Raw genomic sequence first — 14,623 nt, forward strand, 5'->3', positions numbered from 1 at the left:
GTCAGCGCACCCCGGTGTGGCCGAATCCACCCGTTCCACGTGCACTGTCGATGAAAGTATCCACTACCTGCAACGTCACGCGTGCAATCGGCATCACCACCAACTGCGCGATACGGTCGCCGGGCTCGATGGTGAATGCATCGCGGCCCCGGTTCCATACGCTGATCAGCAGCGGCCCCTGGTAATCGGCATCGATCAGGCCCGTCCCGTTGCCCAGCACGATGCCGTGGCGATGGCCCAGCCCGGAACGCGGTAAAACCACCGCGCACAGCCCCGGATCGGCGATATGGATGGCAATGCCGCTGGGCAACAAGGCCGCATCGCCCGGCTCCAACGTCAACGACGCTTCGATGGCGGCGCGCAGGTCCATGCCGGCGCTGGCCTCGGTGGCATAGGCGGGCAGCGGCCAGCTGTCACCGAAGCGCGGATCCAGCAACTTCACCTGCAAGGGCTGCAGTCCATTACTCATGCGTCCAACCTCTCTGCGATAAGGTCCAGCAACTGCTCTGCCAGCTGGGTCTTGGCGGTGCCCGGGAACTCGCGCAGGCCGCCGTTCCAGTAGGCCACGGCCGCGTTCTGGTCACTCTCGAAACCATTGCCGGCAATGCCGACCTGGTTGGCGATGATCAGGTCCAGGTGCTTGTCGGCGAGCTTGCCGCGGGCGTATTTCTCCACATCGTGGGTTTCGGCGGCAAAGCCGACCACCAGCTTCAAAGCCTGCTCCTGCACGGCCACTTCCGCCAGGATGTCGGCGGTGCGTACCAGCTCCAGGGTCAGGGTCTGGCTGCCGGCGGTCTTCTTCAGCTTCTGCGGCGAGACCTGGCGTGGCGTGTAATCGGCCACGGCGGCCGCGCCAATATAGATATCGGCAGGCAATGCGCCCAGCACCGCCTCTCGCATCTGCGCGGCCGAGCGCACATCAATGCGCTGCACGCCAGCCGGCGTGGGCAACTGCACCGGGCCGCTGACCAACACCACCTGCGCGCCCTGACGGGCGGCGGCGGCGGCCAGGGCGTAGCCCATCTTGCCGCTGCTGCGGTTGCCGACGTAGCGCACCGGATCCAGATCTTCGTAAGTGGGACCGGCGCTGATCAGCACGCGCATGCCGTTCAGCCGGCCCGGCTTGGCCGGAGCCTGTGGGGCCAGATTGCCGGCAAGTGCCGCAATGATGGTCGGTGCTTCACTGACCCGGCCCGGGCCGGATTCACCCTCGGCCAGCGGGCCATCTTCCGGCCCGATCACCTGCACGCCGCGCTCGCGCAGCACGGCCATATTGGCCTGGGTTGCCGGGTGCAGCCACATGCGGTGGTTCATGGCCGGGCACACCGTCAGCGGTGCAGTGCTGGCCAGGCATAGCGTGGTGACCAGATCGTCAGCATTGCCATGCGTCAGCCGGGCCAGCAGATCAGCGGTGGCCGGGGCGATGAGGATGCGATCGGCCCAACGTGCCAGCTCGATATGACCCATGGCCTGCTCGGCGGCGCTGTCCCACAGCGTGGTGCGGGTGGGATGGCCGGACAGCGCCTGGAAGCTCAACGGGGTGACGAACTGCTGCGCCCCCGCCGTCATCGCCACCTGCACGGTGGCGCCGGCATCACGCAGCCGACGCACCAGCTCCAGCGACTTGTACGCAGCGATGCCGCCGCCGACGCATAGCAGCAGCTTCTGTCCTTCCAAGGGGCGGGAAGTGGGGGAAACGGCGGTCACGGATGGGGATTCCTAGGTACAGAAGAAGGGTTAGCTTAACCGAAGGCTTTGTTACGCCTGATCCAGTTTTTGGCAAATGGCGGTGAATCTGCCACTCATGCATATCCGTGATTGGCCCAGCGCTGAACGCCCGCGCGAAAAACTGCTGACGCGTGGCGCGGCCGCACTTTCCGATGCGGAACTGCTGGCGATTTTCCTCGGTTCCGGCCTGCGCGGGCGTGATGCGGTACAGACCGCCCGCGAGCTGCTGCAGACGCACGGCCCGCTGCGGGCATTGCTGGACCGCAGTGCTCCGCAACTGGCCAGACTTCCCGGCCTGGGGCCCGCCCGCGCCTGCCAGCTCAGCGCCGCGCTGGAGCTGGGGCGGCGCCATCTGGCCGCCGGGCTGGAACGGGGCGATGCACTCACCGACCCCAGCGCCGCCGGCCGCTACTTCGCCCAACGCCTGCGCCACCGCCCGCAGGAAATATTCGCGGCGTTGTACCTGGACAACCGCCACCGTGCCCTGGCCTTCGAGGAGTTATCCACAGGCACGCTGGACAGCGCCGAGGTGCATCCGCGTGAAGTCGTCCGTCATGCTCTGTCCCATAACGCTGCAGCAGTGATCGTCGGCCACAACCACCCCTCCGGGAATCCTGAACCGTCGGCGGCAGACAGGGCGATCACCGAGCGGCTGAAGCAGGCCCTGGCATTGGTCGATATCCGCCTGCTGGATCACTTCGTGATCGGTGACGGCGCGCCGGTATCGCTGGCCGCCCGCGGCTGGGTCTGAACGGGCCAGCCTGAACTCTGCCGCCGGTGGCAAACCTGCTCGACCATCAGTGAAATCCACCCGCCCTGTAGCCGCAGCGGCCTTTCTGTTTTTTTGACATTCCTGACCCCCGCCCGCGCCTCGCAGGCGGCCTCGGCGCAGGTCAGGTAAAATGGTCAGTTCCGCGCTTCAAGCAGAATAGTCACGTGAAAGCCCAACTCCGCGCCCTCATCGGCCAAGGCATCGAAGCCTTGCGCGCCAACGGCACCTTGCCTGCCGACACCCTGCCGCCGGATTTCGTGGTCGAGCGACCCAAGACCCGCGAACACGGTGATTTCGCCACCAACGCCGCCATGCTGCTGGCCAAGGCCGCGCGCAGCAATCCGCGTGCCGTTGCGCAGGCGCTGGTCGCCGCGTTGCCGGCCAGCGACGACATGATCAATGTCGAGATCGCCGGCCCTGGCTTCATCAATTTCAAACTCTCGCCGGTGGCCTACCAGCGCGAAGTGGTCAGCGTGCTCAAGGAAGCCGAGGACTATGGCCGCAACCTGAGCGGCAACGGCCGCAGCGTCGGCGTCGAATACGTGTCGGCCAACCCGACCGGCCCGCTGCATGTCGGCCACGGCCGCGCCGGTGCCATCGGTGACTGCATCGCCCGTGTGCTGGAAGCCAACGGCTGGAACGCCAAGCGTGAGTTCTATTACAACGACGCTGGCGTGCAGATCGAAAACCTGGCCAAGTCGGTGCAGGCGCGCGCGCGCGGCTTCAAGCCGGGCGACGCGCAATGGCCGGCAGAAGCCTATAACGGCGAATACATCGGCGACGTGGCCAAGGCCTACCTGCTGGGCCAGACCGTGGACCTGGAAGGCAGCCACATCGTTGGCGCCAAGGATGCGGAGAACCTGGAAGAAGTCCGCCGCTTCGCCGTGGCTTACCTGCGCAACGAGCAGAACCTGGACCTGGCCGCATTCGGCGTGGATTTCGACATCTACTTCCTGGAAAGCTCGCTGTACAAGGACGGCAAGGTCGCCGAGACCGTGCAGCAGCTGATCAGCTCCGGCCACACCTACGAGGAAGGCGGCGCGCTGTGGCTGCGTTCCACCGACTTTGGTGACGACAAGGACCGCGTGATGCGCAAGTCCGACGGCACCTTCACCTACTTCCTGCCGGACGTGGCCTACCACCTGAGCAAGTGGCAGCGCGGCTACGAGCGCGCCATCACCGAACTCGGTGCCGACCACCACGGCTCGCTGGCGCGCGTGCGCGCCGGCCTGCAGGCACTGGATCTGGGTATCCCCAAGGGCTGGCCGGAATACGTGCTGCACCAGATGGTGACGGTGATGCGCGGCGGCGAGGAAGTGAAGCTGTCAAAACGTGCCGGCAGCTACCTGACCCTGCGCGACCTGATCGAGGAAGTGGGCAGCGATGCCGTGCGTTGGTTCCTGATCGCCCGCAAGCCGGATTCGCAGCTGACCTTCGACATCGACCTGGCCCGCCAGCAGAGCAGCGACAACCCGGTGTTCTATGTGCAGTACGCGCATGCCCGCGTCTGCTCACTGCTGCGCCAAGCGCAGGAAAAGGGCCTGGACTACAAGCAGGCTGAAGGCCTGGCCGCACTGTCACGTCTGGATGATGAGATTTCGCTGGAACTGATGAACGAGATCTCGCGTTACCCGGAAGTGGTGGAAGCGGCCGGCATCGCGCTGGAACCGCACCAGATCGCGCAGTACCTGCGTGAATTGGCACACGCTTTCCACACGTGGTATCACGGCACCCCGGTGCTGGTGGATGATGCAGCCGAGCGCAATGCCAAGCTCACCCTGGCCAGCGCCGCACGGCAGACCCTGGCCAACGGCCTGAGCATCCTGGGCGTCAGTGCCCCGGAAAAGATGTAAACACCTGGAGACGCAGTAGACATGGCAGCACGACGCGGCAAAAGCCAAGCACGACGCAACAACGACAATGGCACGCCCGGCTGGGTGTGGCTGGTTGCCGGCGTGGCGATTGCGGCGGTGGTGTTCCTGGCGGCGCCCAACCTGTTCAAGAAGGACGGCGACGGCTTCCTGCGCGTAGGTCCACAGCCCAACCCGGATGCACAGCCGGCACCGGTTGCCGACGCCGACGTAGATGCCGGTGTGGAATCGAACAAGCCAGCCACGCCTGCCGGTGCCAAGCCGGAGGAAAAGCCAGCCACCCAGTACGACTTCTACACCTTGTTGCCGGGCACGGAAGTACAGATGTCCGACGCCGAATTGGCTGCCAGCGCCAAGGCCGAGGAGCAACGTCGTGCCGCCGCCGCGCGTGCCACTGCGGCAGCGACGCCGGCTACGCCTGCGACGCCGCCGACTGAAGCCCAGCGTGCACAGGCGGCGCTGGAAGGGCGTCCGTTGCCGGCACCGGTGAGCGAGAGCGTGCGCCAACCGACGCCGATCACTGAAACGGCTTCGCGCCCGGCACAGGTCGCCAGTGTTACCCCGGCACCTGCCGCTGCGGCGCCCAAGCCGGTAGCAGCGCCGGCGGCTACCGTTGCCGCGACGGCACCCGCGGCGACCGAGAACGTACGCTACATCCTGCAGGCAGGTGCTTTTGGTGCCTCCGGCGATGCCGAATCGACCAAGGCCAAGCTGGCGATGATGGGCTTGGCAGCGCGCGTGGAATCGGCGCAGATCAACGGCAACACCGTGTATCGCGTGCGCATGGGGCCTTATGGCACCGCCAGCGAATTGGCCGAAGCCAAGGCCAAGCTCAACGGCACGGGCCTGCAGGCGATGGCGATCAAGGCGCAGTAACACCGCTGAAGGCGGTGTTACCCCAAAGTTTGCTTCGCAAACTTTGGGCCCCGTGCCCGTTACACCCATAACCCCGCGCCTGTCGGCGCGCCCCCTTTACTAAAGGAGGAAGTGAAACCGCCCACGGCGGCTTCACCCCAAGGTTTGCGCTGCAAACCTTGGGCCCCACTCCCTGTACTTCCATATCCCCGCGCCTGTCGGCGCGCCCCCTTTACTAAAGGGGGAAGTGAAACCGCCTACGGCGGCTTCACCCCAAGGGTTTGCGCTGCAAACCTTGGGCCCCACTCCCTGTCCTTCCATATCCCCGCGCCTGTCGGCGCGCCCCCTTAACTAAAGGGGGCTATTACGACTGTAGGTTCGCGGGTAGTGCTTTTGGAACTTTCGTGCCCCGATATCGGTTGATGTCGGGGCTTTTGTTTGTGCACTTGTAGCCCGGGTAAGCGCAGCGCACCCGGGGCTTTGCTCGTCCGCTTGCTTGAGTTGTCTGTTTGCGACGTTCATTCCCCTGCAGAAAGCACCCCTCCCCAACCCTCCCCTTGGCTGCGCCAAAGGGAGGGAGCGAAGCGCGGCTGCACTGCGAATTGACAGATGCCGCAATCTGCCCCCTCCCTTTGGCGCAGCCAAGGGGAGGGTTGGGGAGGGGTGCTTTGGCTTTGGCTTTGGCTTTGGCTTTGGATTTGGATTTGGCTCTGGCTGTTGCTTTGGCTGTTGCTTTAGCCCTTCTCCCGCCTGCGGGAGAAGGGTTGGGATGAGGGCGCCTTGGCCTTGGCTTTCCGTTCTCCCGTTTATGGGAGTAGGGCCTGTCCCTGTGAAGGCGGGGATGCCCCGAAGGGGCGGATGAGGGGAGCTTTGAGCTTTACCGATAAAGCCCCTGCCGAGTATGGCTCGGCACTACAGATGAGGCTTGGCGTTGCCCCATTCCTTCTCCCGCTTCCGCCGCCACAGTGCGAAAATTCACTTCCCTGCCCCAAGGATTCCGCAATGTCCAAGACCGCTTTGATCACCGGCGCCACCTCCGGCTTCGGCGCCGCCGCCGTCCGTCGCTTTGCTGCGGCCGGCTGGAAAGTGATCGCCACCGGTCGCCGCGCCGAGCGCCTGCAGCCGCTGGTCGAAGAATTCGGCGCCGACAAGATCCACGCCGCCGCCTTCGACATCCGCGACGCCGCTGCGATGGAGGCCGCGCTGGCCGCCCTGCCGCCCGCCTTCCGCGACATCGACCTGCTGGTCAACAACGCCGGTCTTGCCCAGGGCACGGCCGCAGCCCAGCACGCCAGCCTGGAAGACTGGCGCACCATGATCGACACCAACATCACCGCGCTGGTCACGCTGACCCATCACCTGCTGCCCAAACTGGTCGAGCGGCGCGGCGCCATCATCAACATCAGCTCCACCGCCGCGCTCTACCCGTACCCGGGCGGCAATGCCTACGGCGGCACCAAGGCCTTCGTCAGCCAGTTCTCGCTGGGCCTGCGCTCGGACCTGCACGGTACCGGCGTGCGCGTGACCGCGATCGAGCCGGGCATGGCCGAAACCGAGTTCACCCTGGTGCGTACGCACGGCAACCAGGCCGCATCGGATCAGCTGTACGGCGGCGCCAGCCCGATGACTGCCGAAGATATCGCCGAGCAGATCTTCTGGGTAGCGACGCTGCCGGCGCACTTGAACGTCAACCGCATCGAGCTGATGCCGGTGAGTCAGTCGTTTGCTGGGTTTCAGGTGTTTCGGGGGTAAGTCGGGTTTGCTTGCTTGGAAGCTTCCCCTCACCCCAACCCCTCTCCCGATGGGAGAGGGGCTTTTGGTTTCGCTTGCTTTGTTAGCCCAGCGGTTCGTCTGACAGGTAGGTGTAGCCGGTCAGGCCCGCTTCCAATGCGGCATCCAACTCCGCTGCACGCTCTGCCGACAGATCGGCGGCGGCCACGCGCTCGCGGTAGGCCGTGCGCAGGTCGGCCAGGCTGTAGCCCACGTAGTCCAGCATGACATCGGTGGTGTCGCCGCGACGCTGCTGGGTGATCACGTAGCCATCGTCTTCGACCACCACTTCCACCGCGTCGGTGTCGCCGAACAGGTTGTGGATGTCGCCGAGGATTTCCTGGTAGGCGCCGACCAGGAAGAAGCCGATGCGGTAACTCTCGCCGTGACGCACCGCGTGCAGCGGCAGCGAGCTGTCCAGGCTTTCGTTCTCGACGTAGGTCTTGACCATGCCATCGGAATCGCAGGTCATGTCGGCGATCACGCCGCGACGCTCGGGACGCTCGTTCAAGCGCTCGATCGGCACGATCGGGAACACCTGGTCGATTGCCCAGGCATCGGGGATCGACTCGAACACGCTGAAGTTGACGAAGTACTTGTCGACCAGACGATCATTCAATTCGTCCAACGCCGGGCGATGGCTCTTTTCGTCGTAACTCAGGCGCGCGCGCACGCCGTTGGCGATGGCGTAGAACAGATCGTCGATGCGCGCACGCTGCGGCAGGTCGATCTGGCCCAGTGCATAGGCACTCAGGCCCTCGGCGTGGAAATGCTGGGCTTCCTGGAACAGTTCCACCGCCGGGCGCTGGTCGAGTTCCTCGTGGATCTCGCGCAGGTGGCGGATCGCCGCCGGCTCGTCGTCATGCGCTTCCGGCACGCGGCCTTCGGCTGCCTGCTCAACCTCCGACACGTTGGCGATCAGCACCGCATGGTGCGCGGTCATCGCGCGGCCGCATTCGGTGATGATGCGCGGCGGCGTCAACGCATGCTCTTCGCAGGCTTCGGCCAGCGGCTGCACGATGTTGCTGGCGTAGGCATTGAGGCCGTAGTTGATCGAGCAGTAGCTGCGCGAACGGGTGCCTTCGTAATCGATACCCAGGCCGCCGCCGACATCGACGTGGCTGATCTTCGCGCCCAGCTGCGACAGCTCGACGAAGTAACGGGTGGCCTCGCGCATGCCGTTGGCGATGTCGCGCACATTGCTGATCTGGCTGCCCATGTGGAAATGCAGCAGATTCAGGCAATCGGCGTACTCGGTGTCACGTAGCGCCTTCCACAGGTCCAGCAGCTGGCGCGGGGACAGGCCGAACTTGGCCTTGTCGCCACCGCTGTTCTGCCACTTGCCGGCGCCCAGCGAGGCCAGGCGCATGCGCACGCCGAGGCCCGGCTTCACGTCCAGTGCCTTGGATTCCTCCAGCACCAGCTTCAGCTCGGACGGCTTCTCGATGACGATATAGGTCTGCAGGCCGAGCTTGCGGCCGATCAGGGCCAGGCGGATGTACTCGCGGTCCTTGTAGCCGTTGCAGACGATCAGCCCGCCCGGCCGGCTCAGCGCCAGCACCGCCATCAGCTCCGGCTTGGAACCGGCTTCCAGGCCGAAGCCTTCGCCGTGGTGGCTGGCCAGGGTGCCGGCCACGCCACGGTGCTGGTTCACCTTGATCGGGTAGACCGCGGTATAGCCGCCAGCGTAGTCCCAGTCGGACTGGGCCTGGGCGAAAGCTGCCTGCAGCTTGCCCAGGCGCTGGCCGAGGATGTCCGGGAAGCGCACCAGCAACGGCAGCTTGGCGCCGGCGGCACGCGCCGAATCGACCACCTGCGGCAACGACACCGCCGCGCCCTGGGCGCCTGCGGGACGGACCACGACGTGCCCGGCGGCATCGACGTCGAAATAACCATCAGACCAGTGCGGAATCGAATAGGTCTTGCGGGCCTGTTCGAGGGACCAATCGCTCATCGGCGTAGCAACTCTCAGCTGTGGATAAATAAGGAGGCGCATTCTAACGCTAGCGGGGCAAGGGTCCGTTACAATCCGCGCCCGCGCCTTTCCCCCAGCCTGACTGACCAGCCTGACTGAATCGGGGTTCAGGGCCAGATTACGGGTGAAACCCTGCTGTGGCAGGCTCACCGCTGCCCTCATCCGCCCCTTTGGGGCACCTTCTCCCGCTGGCGGGAGAAGGGAAAAGTCCATTGCACCCAGGAATCATCATGACCTCCAACGAAAACTGGTTCATCGAACACTTCCAGCCGACCGGTTCGGCTATTGGTTTCCGCATCACCGGCAAGCTGGACGAGGTGCAGTCGCCGTTCCAGAAGATCGAGATCTATGACAGCACCGACTGGGGCAAGCTGATGGTCATCGACGGCGCCATGATGCTGACCACCAAGGACAATTTCTTCTACCACGAGATGATCAGCCACCCGGTGCTGTTCACCCACCCGGCGCCCAAGCGCGTGGTGATCATCGGCGGCGGCGACTGCGGCACCCTGCGCGAGGTGCTCAAGCACCCGGGCGTGGAGAGCGCCACCCAGTGCGATATCGACGAGCAGGTCACCCGCATGGCCGAGAAGTACTTCCCGGAACTGTGCGAATCCAACGGTGACGCCCGCGCCGAGCTGCTGTTCGACGACGGCGTGGCCTATATGGCCAACTGCGCCCCGGGCAGCGTGGACGTGGTGATCGTCGACTCCACCGACCCGGTCGGCCCGGCCGAAGGCCTGTTCAACAAGGCCTTCTTCGAAAGCTGCTTCCGCGCCCTGAAGGACGACGGCCTGCTGGTGCAGCAGAGCGAGTCGCCGCTGGCCCTCCTGGAGCTGATCAAGGACATGCGTTCGGAAATGGGCAAGGCCGGCTTCCAGTCGTTCAAGACCCTGCCGTTCCCGCAGCCGTGCTACCCGACCGGCTGGTGGTCGGTGACCGTGGCCAGCAAGCAGGCCGGTTTCGGCTTTGGCTTCCGCGAGGCCGATTCGGCCGCCAAGCCGTTCGACACCCTGTACTACACCGCCCCACTGCACACCGGCGTGCTGGTCAGCCCGCCGTTCGTGGCCAAGGCACTCGGCGAATAAGCCCCCTGCCAGCGCCGTGAACCCAACCCCGCGCCGGCAATGGCGCGGGGTTTTTCGTTTTCCGGCCAGGACGCAGACAGGCGGGCTCTCATCATTCACATGGCCGCAACAATCCTTTCCGGCGCCTGACTCCTACATTTTTTTTACATTCAGCAATTCATGGACTGTGCAGTTTTATAATTGCCGCACATCCCCGCCCGCCCAGGGCTCGTTAGACCGGCTTTGCAAGACGCTTTCCGCGCCATGCCCGCGTCAGGAAGGTTTTGATGAACACATTGCCCAGTTTCGACGGCGATCACGCCGTTGTTCCCGTCCACCATTTGCTCAAGCGCGGCGAACGCCTGCTCGAGCCTGATGTCTACCGCACCGAACTGGATGGCCGCCCGGCCGTGGTCAAGGACTACCGCCGCTATCAGGGCACCCCCCTCTCCCCGGTGGCACGCCTGCTGGTACGCCGCGAAGCCAAGGTGCTCAAGCGCCTGCAAGGCTGGAAGCACGCGCCTGCGCTGCTCGGCACCCTGGGCGGCCTGGCGTTGGGCATGGAATTCATCCCCGGCGACACCTTGAGCGCCGGCGTGCAGGGCGTGAGCCAGGAAGTCTTCGACCAGCTGCAGAACGCCCTGGCGCGCCTGCATGCAGCCGGCATTACCCACAACGACCTGCATGGCACCAATGTCGTGGTCAGTGCCGGTGTACCGGTGCTGCTGGACTTCACCTCGGCGCTGCGGGCACCGCGCTGGCTGCGCAACTGGCCGATCTTCCGCCAGCTGCGCCGCAGCGACATGAAGAATCTGGTGAAGATGCGCCAGCGTCTAACCGGGCAGAAGCCTTCCGCCGAACAGGCCGCGGCGCTGGCCGAGCCGGGCTGGGTGCAGGCGGTGCGTAATGCGTGGAAGCGGCTTTATCGGTGGATCAAAGGCTAAGGCCAAAGCTACCCCTCCCCAACCCTCCCTTTGGCTGCGCCAAAGGGAGGGGCCAAGCTCTGCTCCCTCCCTTGCGCATAGCGCAGGGGAGGGCTGGGGAGGGGTGCTTTAAAGCTCTAAAGCTTCAAATCCCCAAAACCCCAAACCTCAAAGCGCATCCCCATCCAGCTCGCCGGTGCGGATCCGCACCACGCTGCCCAGGTCGTACACGAATACCTTGCCGTCGCCGATCTTGCCGGTGCCGGCGGCCTTGACGATGGCCTCCACCACTTCATCGGCCTGCGCATCGGTCACCGCGACCTCGATCTTCACCTTCGGCAGGAAATCGACCACGTACTCGGCACCGCGATACAGCTCGGTATGGCCCTTCTGCCGACCAAAACCCTTGACCTCGGTGACGGTGATACCGGCCACGCCGCGCTCGGCCAGCGCCTCGCGCACGTCGTCCAGTTTGAACGGCTTGACGATGGCCATGATCATCTTCATTGGTCGGCTCCTTGGGTGATAGCGGAAGCATACCCCGAGACGGCAACGTGCCACCCGCCTGCATCCGGACTATCCTTACCCATAGTCAAAACGGATACCGATGCCCGCCATGGGCGGCCAGCTTCCACGCTAGGCCCACCCCTGCGGAGAACCCCCATGATCGACCTCAACCACATCGATGCACTGGCCCGCCGCCTGAGCGACCTGGTGCCGCCGGGCCTGCGCGATTCGCGCGAAGAACTGCAGGCCACCTTCAAGAGCGCACTGCAGGCCGGGCTTGGCAAGCTGGACCTGGTCACCCGCGAAGAATTTGACGTGCAGCGTGCTGTCCTGCTGCGCACCCGTGAAAAGCTCGACGCGCTGGAACTGGCCGTCGCCGCCCTGGAAAGCCGCGCCACCGACAACAACGCCTGAGCACCGGGCCATGAGCCTGGCCTTGGTGCACAGCCGCGCCCGCGCGGGTGTGCATGCACCGCTGGTGCAGGTGGAAGTCCACCTGTCCGGCGGCCTGCCCTTCACCCAGATCGTCGGCCTGCCCGAGGCCGCGGTACGCGAATCGCGCGACCGGGTGCGCGCCGCCATCCTCTGCGCGCAGTTCGACTATCCGGCGCGCCGTATCACCATCAATCTTGCGCCGGCCGATCTACCCAAGGAAGGCGGCCGTTTTGATCTGCCGATCGCACTCGGCATTCTCGCCGCCAGCGGCCAGATCGACCGCAACGCACTGGCCAGCTACGAGTTCATCGGCGAACTGGCACTGACCGGCGAGCTACGCGCGGTAGATGGCGCCTTGCCCGCCGCCATTTCAGCCGCCAACGCCCAGCGCTGCCTGATCGTGCCGCCAGGCAACGCGAGCGAAGCAGCGCTGGCCCAACACGCCGAGATCAAGGTCGCTCGCACGCTGCTGGAAGTCTGCGCCGCACTGAGCGGCAGCAAACAGCTGCCCGATGCGCAGGTGCCGCCAACCGAAACCGCCGCGCTGGCCGACCTCAGCGATGTGCGCGGTCAGCAACATGCGCGGCGTGCGCTGGAAATTGCCGCGGCTGGCGGCCACCATCTTCTTCCATTTGGAAGCCATTACACCCCTTTTTGAAAAGCAGCAAATTGGAGAATTTGCAGCGTTGCTCACTCGGCTCTAAATATTCGTTGTGGCAGTTCCGCCACCCGCTGCTGAGGCTAGACCCGCAGTCAGGTCCCCACCCCAATAAAGGGAAGAAGCATCCAAAATTTGTAGACGAACATGACGCACAAAGAAACAATTTCAAACTATTCGAGGTATCGCGGAGTACTGCAGGTTGAACCTGCACCATGGAACACGGCAGAGCACAAGAAGAAGAATTCTTGCGTGGAGGGGTGGAGGCAGTTCCTATCCGAACTCAGCAAAGACTCATACCTGTGGACCTTGTCATTCATGCGTCCCTATTCCGACTCCCAATGCATCAAGGCTCTTTGGGAAGCAACGAAGTACATCAACAGAGAGATGTGGGGACCTAGATGGTCGAAGAAGAGGGCTGGCATGCATGCTACGGTCGTCGCGGAAAGGCACCAACTCAGCCAGGAACTGAGAGGCAGGCTACATTTCCACGTGCTGGTGCACGACTTGGAGGATGTATGCGAGGAACGTCTTAGGTCCGCAGTGATTCGCACAGCAGAATGGCTTCGTGACGAACACGGACAGACGATGTCTGCGGCGGAGAGAACGGATGTCCGAAAGGTGACCGACAGCGACGGTCTTGCGTCCTATTTGGCTAAGGACATTGGCTCATGGCCGAACGAGCGGGGTAACAGCGTGTTCTTCATTCGCCCGTCGGGCCTCGAAGGTGTCGTAGTCGAGAACATGACGTCAAAGCAGCTTCAGCGCCTTCACTAAGCCCAAGATTGCTCGCCTGTCCTAGACTGCTGCTGTCAGCAGTCTTCTGAGCGCATCAAGCCTACCCTTCAGCATTTGGCCCTCATTTGGATGAAGTCGTCGCAGGCGAGCGACTTGCCCCGACACACTGCTCAGGCGCCTCAGCAGCTCATCTGAAGGCCCGGCTAGAGCCATCCGTTCCAGGCCATGCACAGCCCCCCGTATCGCGTGTCGTTCCTTTTTCGTAAGGGCGACTCGGGTATTAGTCTGAAGCTTTGTCACTAGAACAGGGCCATTAGCCCACTGAATCTGCTGCTTTGCTCTTTTGGGGCGATATCCGTTCCGCCCCATCATCGTATAGACGCGAGATATGCAAGCAGCAAGCTCCTGTCTACTGAGCTGATTCACAGACGACACCGATACGTCGTCAACATATCGGGAATAGCGAATGCCCTCACGATGCAGCTCCTCATACAAAGCATGCTCTTCGCGCCAAAAGGCCAGATTTGCGAGATGGGAACTCGTTACGGCCCCCTCAGGCAATGCCCCGTTCAGCGTAGTCAGCTGAGTCAGCAGTTCGCTCACCTCAGTAGAGAAGCCGAAGAATCCTCGCCAGATGCCAAGCACGGCCGGTGAACTGGTGGCCGGAAAGAAGCCGGCTACGTCCTCACACACGACCACCGACGCTCCAACGTGCAGACGAGCATTTGCAACTGCGTCCTTCCCTTTGAGACTTCCGGTGAGGTAGTCCGGGAACCTGACTTGGTCCAGAATCCGCTCTTTAATCCGGACTTGGACGCCTTTCAGCCTCACCCTGGCGTCGACAGGACGTCTCACAGAGCCATCAGCTTTTACGATTGGCTTTGCCAATCTGTAGCTATTGTCGGCATCTTTGGCTATCTGCAGTAGTTTGTCGGCTGGCACGCCGAGCGTGCGAGACAGCGCCGCGAGGCTTTGGATGCTCCCATGAGGGTAGCTAGGGGGGGCACTCGGCTCATTCAGCAGGTCCAATGCCACCATGGCCAACTGACCGGCCAGCTCGGCATTGAGACCGGCAAGCTCGCCCTTCTCGGCACCCAAGAAGAACAGAATCTCTGTCGGGATACCCAACGCACTGGCTATAGAAGACACAGTAGATAGCGTGGGGTCTCTCTTGGAGTTCTCCAGAAGCGACAGATATGAAACCGAACATCCTGCGCGCTGCGCCAGTTCCGCTTGGCTTAGCTGACGACGAATGCGACACATGCGTATCGCGCTCCCGATGTTCATAAGAGGAACCTCCAGAAAACATGAAAGGCTTGTTGTG

The 14,623-nt window shown here is 63.8% G+C and carries 13 protein-coding genes and 1 pseudogene; 9 read left to right on the top strand and 5 right to left on the bottom strand.

What is annotated here, in order from left to right; translation table 11 throughout:
• Window position 1: 1 nt before the first annotated feature.
• The gene (gene dut, locus AC1VXC_RS01860) at window positions 2-469 is read right to left on the bottom strand and encodes a dUTP diphosphatase (protein WP_481539749.1); all 468 of its coding nucleotides are present in this window, start codon (window positions 467-469) and stop codon (window positions 2-4) included.
• Window positions 466-1,707, bottom strand: a complete 1,242-nt coding sequence (gene coaBC, locus AC1VXC_RS01865) for a bifunctional phosphopantothenoylcysteine decarboxylase/phosphopantothenate--cysteine ligase CoaBC (RefSeq protein ID WP_313493264.1) — start codon at window positions 1,705-1,707, stop codon at window positions 466-468. The genes dut and coaBC overlap by 4 nt, the downstream gene beginning before the upstream one ends.
• A 97-nt stretch (window positions 1,708-1,804) precedes the next feature.
• Between coaBC and radC the strand changes: the two genes are divergently transcribed.
• The 4 genes from radC (at window position 1,805) to AC1VXC_RS01885 (ending at window position 6,978) form a co-directional block, all read left to right on the top strand.
• Window positions 1,805-2,479 carry a RadC family protein gene (gene radC, locus AC1VXC_RS01870; protein ID WP_481539752.1) on the top strand — a complete coding sequence of 225 codons (675 nt, stop codon included), beginning with the start codon at window positions 1,805-1,807 and terminating at the stop codon, window positions 2,477-2,479.
• 185 nt (window positions 2,480-2,664) lie between these two features.
• Window positions 2,665-4,353: an arginine--tRNA ligase gene (argS, locus tag AC1VXC_RS01875; protein ID WP_481539748.1), complete on the top strand. Its 1,689-nt coding sequence runs from the start codon at window positions 2,665-2,667 to the stop codon at window positions 4,351-4,353.
• 21 nt (window positions 4,354-4,374) lie between these two features.
• A complete protein-coding gene (locus AC1VXC_RS01880) occupies window positions 4,375-5,247 on the top strand; it encodes an SPOR domain-containing protein (protein ID WP_481539747.1) in 873 nt (290 codons plus the stop codon).
• A 981-nt stretch (window positions 5,248-6,228) separates the two neighbouring features.
• The gene (locus AC1VXC_RS01885) at window positions 6,229-6,978 is read left to right on the top strand and encodes an SDR family NAD(P)-dependent oxidoreductase (RefSeq protein WP_481529569.1); all 750 of its coding nucleotides are present in this window, start codon (window positions 6,229-6,231) and stop codon (window positions 6,976-6,978) included.
• Between the two features lie 82 nt (window positions 6,979-7,060).
• Here AC1VXC_RS01885 and speA read toward each other — a convergent pair whose 3' ends face one another.
• Window positions 7,061-8,950 (bottom strand): arginine decarboxylase, encoded by a 1,890-nt coding sequence (gene speA, locus AC1VXC_RS01890; RefSeq protein ID WP_481538011.1) that lies wholly within the window; start codon window positions 8,948-8,950, stop codon window positions 7,061-7,063.
• Window positions 8,951-9,201: 251 nt separating this feature from the next.
• Here speA and speE point away from each other — a divergent pair, with 251 nt between their 5' ends.
• Complete coding sequence (gene speE / locus AC1VXC_RS01895) at window positions 9,202-10,059, top strand: polyamine aminopropyltransferase (protein WP_282267936.1); 858 nt, start codon at window positions 9,202-9,204, stop codon at window positions 10,057-10,059.
• A 266-nt stretch (window positions 10,060-10,325) separates the two neighbouring features.
• Complete coding sequence (locus tag AC1VXC_RS01900) at window positions 10,326-10,982, top strand: RIO1 family regulatory kinase/ATPase domain-containing protein (protein WP_481526935.1); 657 nt, start codon at window positions 10,326-10,328, stop codon at window positions 10,980-10,982.
• 147 nt (window positions 10,983-11,129) lie between these two features.
• On the opposite strand, the gene AC1VXC_RS01905 is transcribed toward AC1VXC_RS01900, so the two are convergent.
• Window positions 11,130-11,468 carry a P-II family nitrogen regulator gene (locus tag AC1VXC_RS01905; protein WP_057628415.1) on the bottom strand — a complete coding sequence of 113 codons (339 nt, stop codon included), beginning with the start codon at window positions 11,466-11,468 and terminating at the stop codon, window positions 11,130-11,132.
• Between the two features lie 156 nt (window positions 11,469-11,624).
• Between AC1VXC_RS01905 and ubiK the strand changes: the two genes are divergently transcribed.
• From ubiK to AC1VXC_RS01920, 3 genes and pseudogenes are all read left to right on the top strand, one after another.
• On the top strand, window positions 11,625-11,882 hold the full coding sequence (gene ubiK, locus AC1VXC_RS01910; protein WP_313173158.1) for a ubiquinone biosynthesis accessory factor UbiK: 258 nt from the start codon (window positions 11,625-11,627) through the stop codon (window positions 11,880-11,882).
• Window positions 11,883-11,892: 10 nt separating this feature from the next.
• Window positions 11,893-12,543, top strand: a pseudogene (locus AC1VXC_RS01915) (magnesium chelatase domain-containing protein); the annotation flags it as partial.
• 165 nt (window positions 12,544-12,708) lie between these two features.
• Window positions 12,709-13,338 carry a hypothetical protein gene (locus AC1VXC_RS01920; RefSeq protein WP_481538010.1) on the top strand — a complete coding sequence of 210 codons (630 nt, stop codon included), beginning with the start codon at window positions 12,709-12,711 and terminating at the stop codon, window positions 13,336-13,338.
• Between the two features lie 21 nt (window positions 13,339-13,359).
• Here AC1VXC_RS01920 and AC1VXC_RS01925 read toward each other — a convergent pair whose 3' ends face one another.
• Entirely contained in the window at window positions 13,360-14,586 is a 1,227-nt protein-coding gene (locus AC1VXC_RS01925) for a helix-turn-helix domain-containing protein (RefSeq protein WP_481538009.1), read from the bottom strand.
• Window positions 14,587-14,623 lie beyond the last annotated feature (37 nt).

Source organism: Stenotrophomonas sp. STEN033 (assembly GCF_056856655.1).

Excerpts from the sequence above, each read along its gene's own strand:
- AC1VXC_RS01925 (WP_481538009.1), bottom strand. The coding sequence starts at position 14,586 with ATGAACATCGGGAGCGCGATACGCATGTGTCGCATTCGTCGTCAGCTA.
- AC1VXC_RS01880 (WP_481539747.1), top strand. The coding sequence starts at position 4,375 with ATGGCAGCACGACGCGGCAAAAGCCAAGCACGACGCAACAACGACAAT.
- dut (WP_481539749.1), bottom strand. The coding sequence starts at position 469 with ATGAGTAATGGACTGCAGCCCTTGCAGGTGAAGTTGCTGGATCCGCGC.
- AC1VXC_RS01920 (WP_481538010.1), top strand. The coding sequence starts at position 12,709 with ATGACGCACAAAGAAACAATTTCAAACTATTCGAGGTATCGCGGAGTA.
- ubiK (WP_313173158.1), top strand. The coding sequence starts at position 11,625 with ATGATCGACCTCAACCACATCGATGCACTGGCCCGCCGCCTGAGCGAC.
- radC (WP_481539752.1), top strand. The coding sequence starts at position 1,805 with ATGCATATCCGTGATTGGCCCAGCGCTGAACGCCCGCGCGAAAAACTG.
- speE (WP_282267936.1), top strand. The coding sequence starts at position 9,202 with ATGACCTCCAACGAAAACTGGTTCATCGAACACTTCCAGCCGACCGGT.
- speA (WP_481538011.1), bottom strand. The coding sequence starts at position 8,950 with ATGAGCGATTGGTCCCTCGAACAGGCCCGCAAGACCTATTCGATTCCG.
- AC1VXC_RS01905 (WP_057628415.1), bottom strand. The coding sequence starts at position 11,468 with ATGAAGATGATCATGGCCATCGTCAAGCCGTTCAAACTGGACGACGTG.
- AC1VXC_RS01900 (WP_481526935.1), top strand. The coding sequence starts at position 10,326 with ATGAACACATTGCCCAGTTTCGACGGCGATCACGCCGTTGTTCCCGTC.
- AC1VXC_RS01885 (WP_481529569.1), top strand. The coding sequence starts at position 6,229 with ATGTCCAAGACCGCTTTGATCACCGGCGCCACCTCCGGCTTCGGCGCC.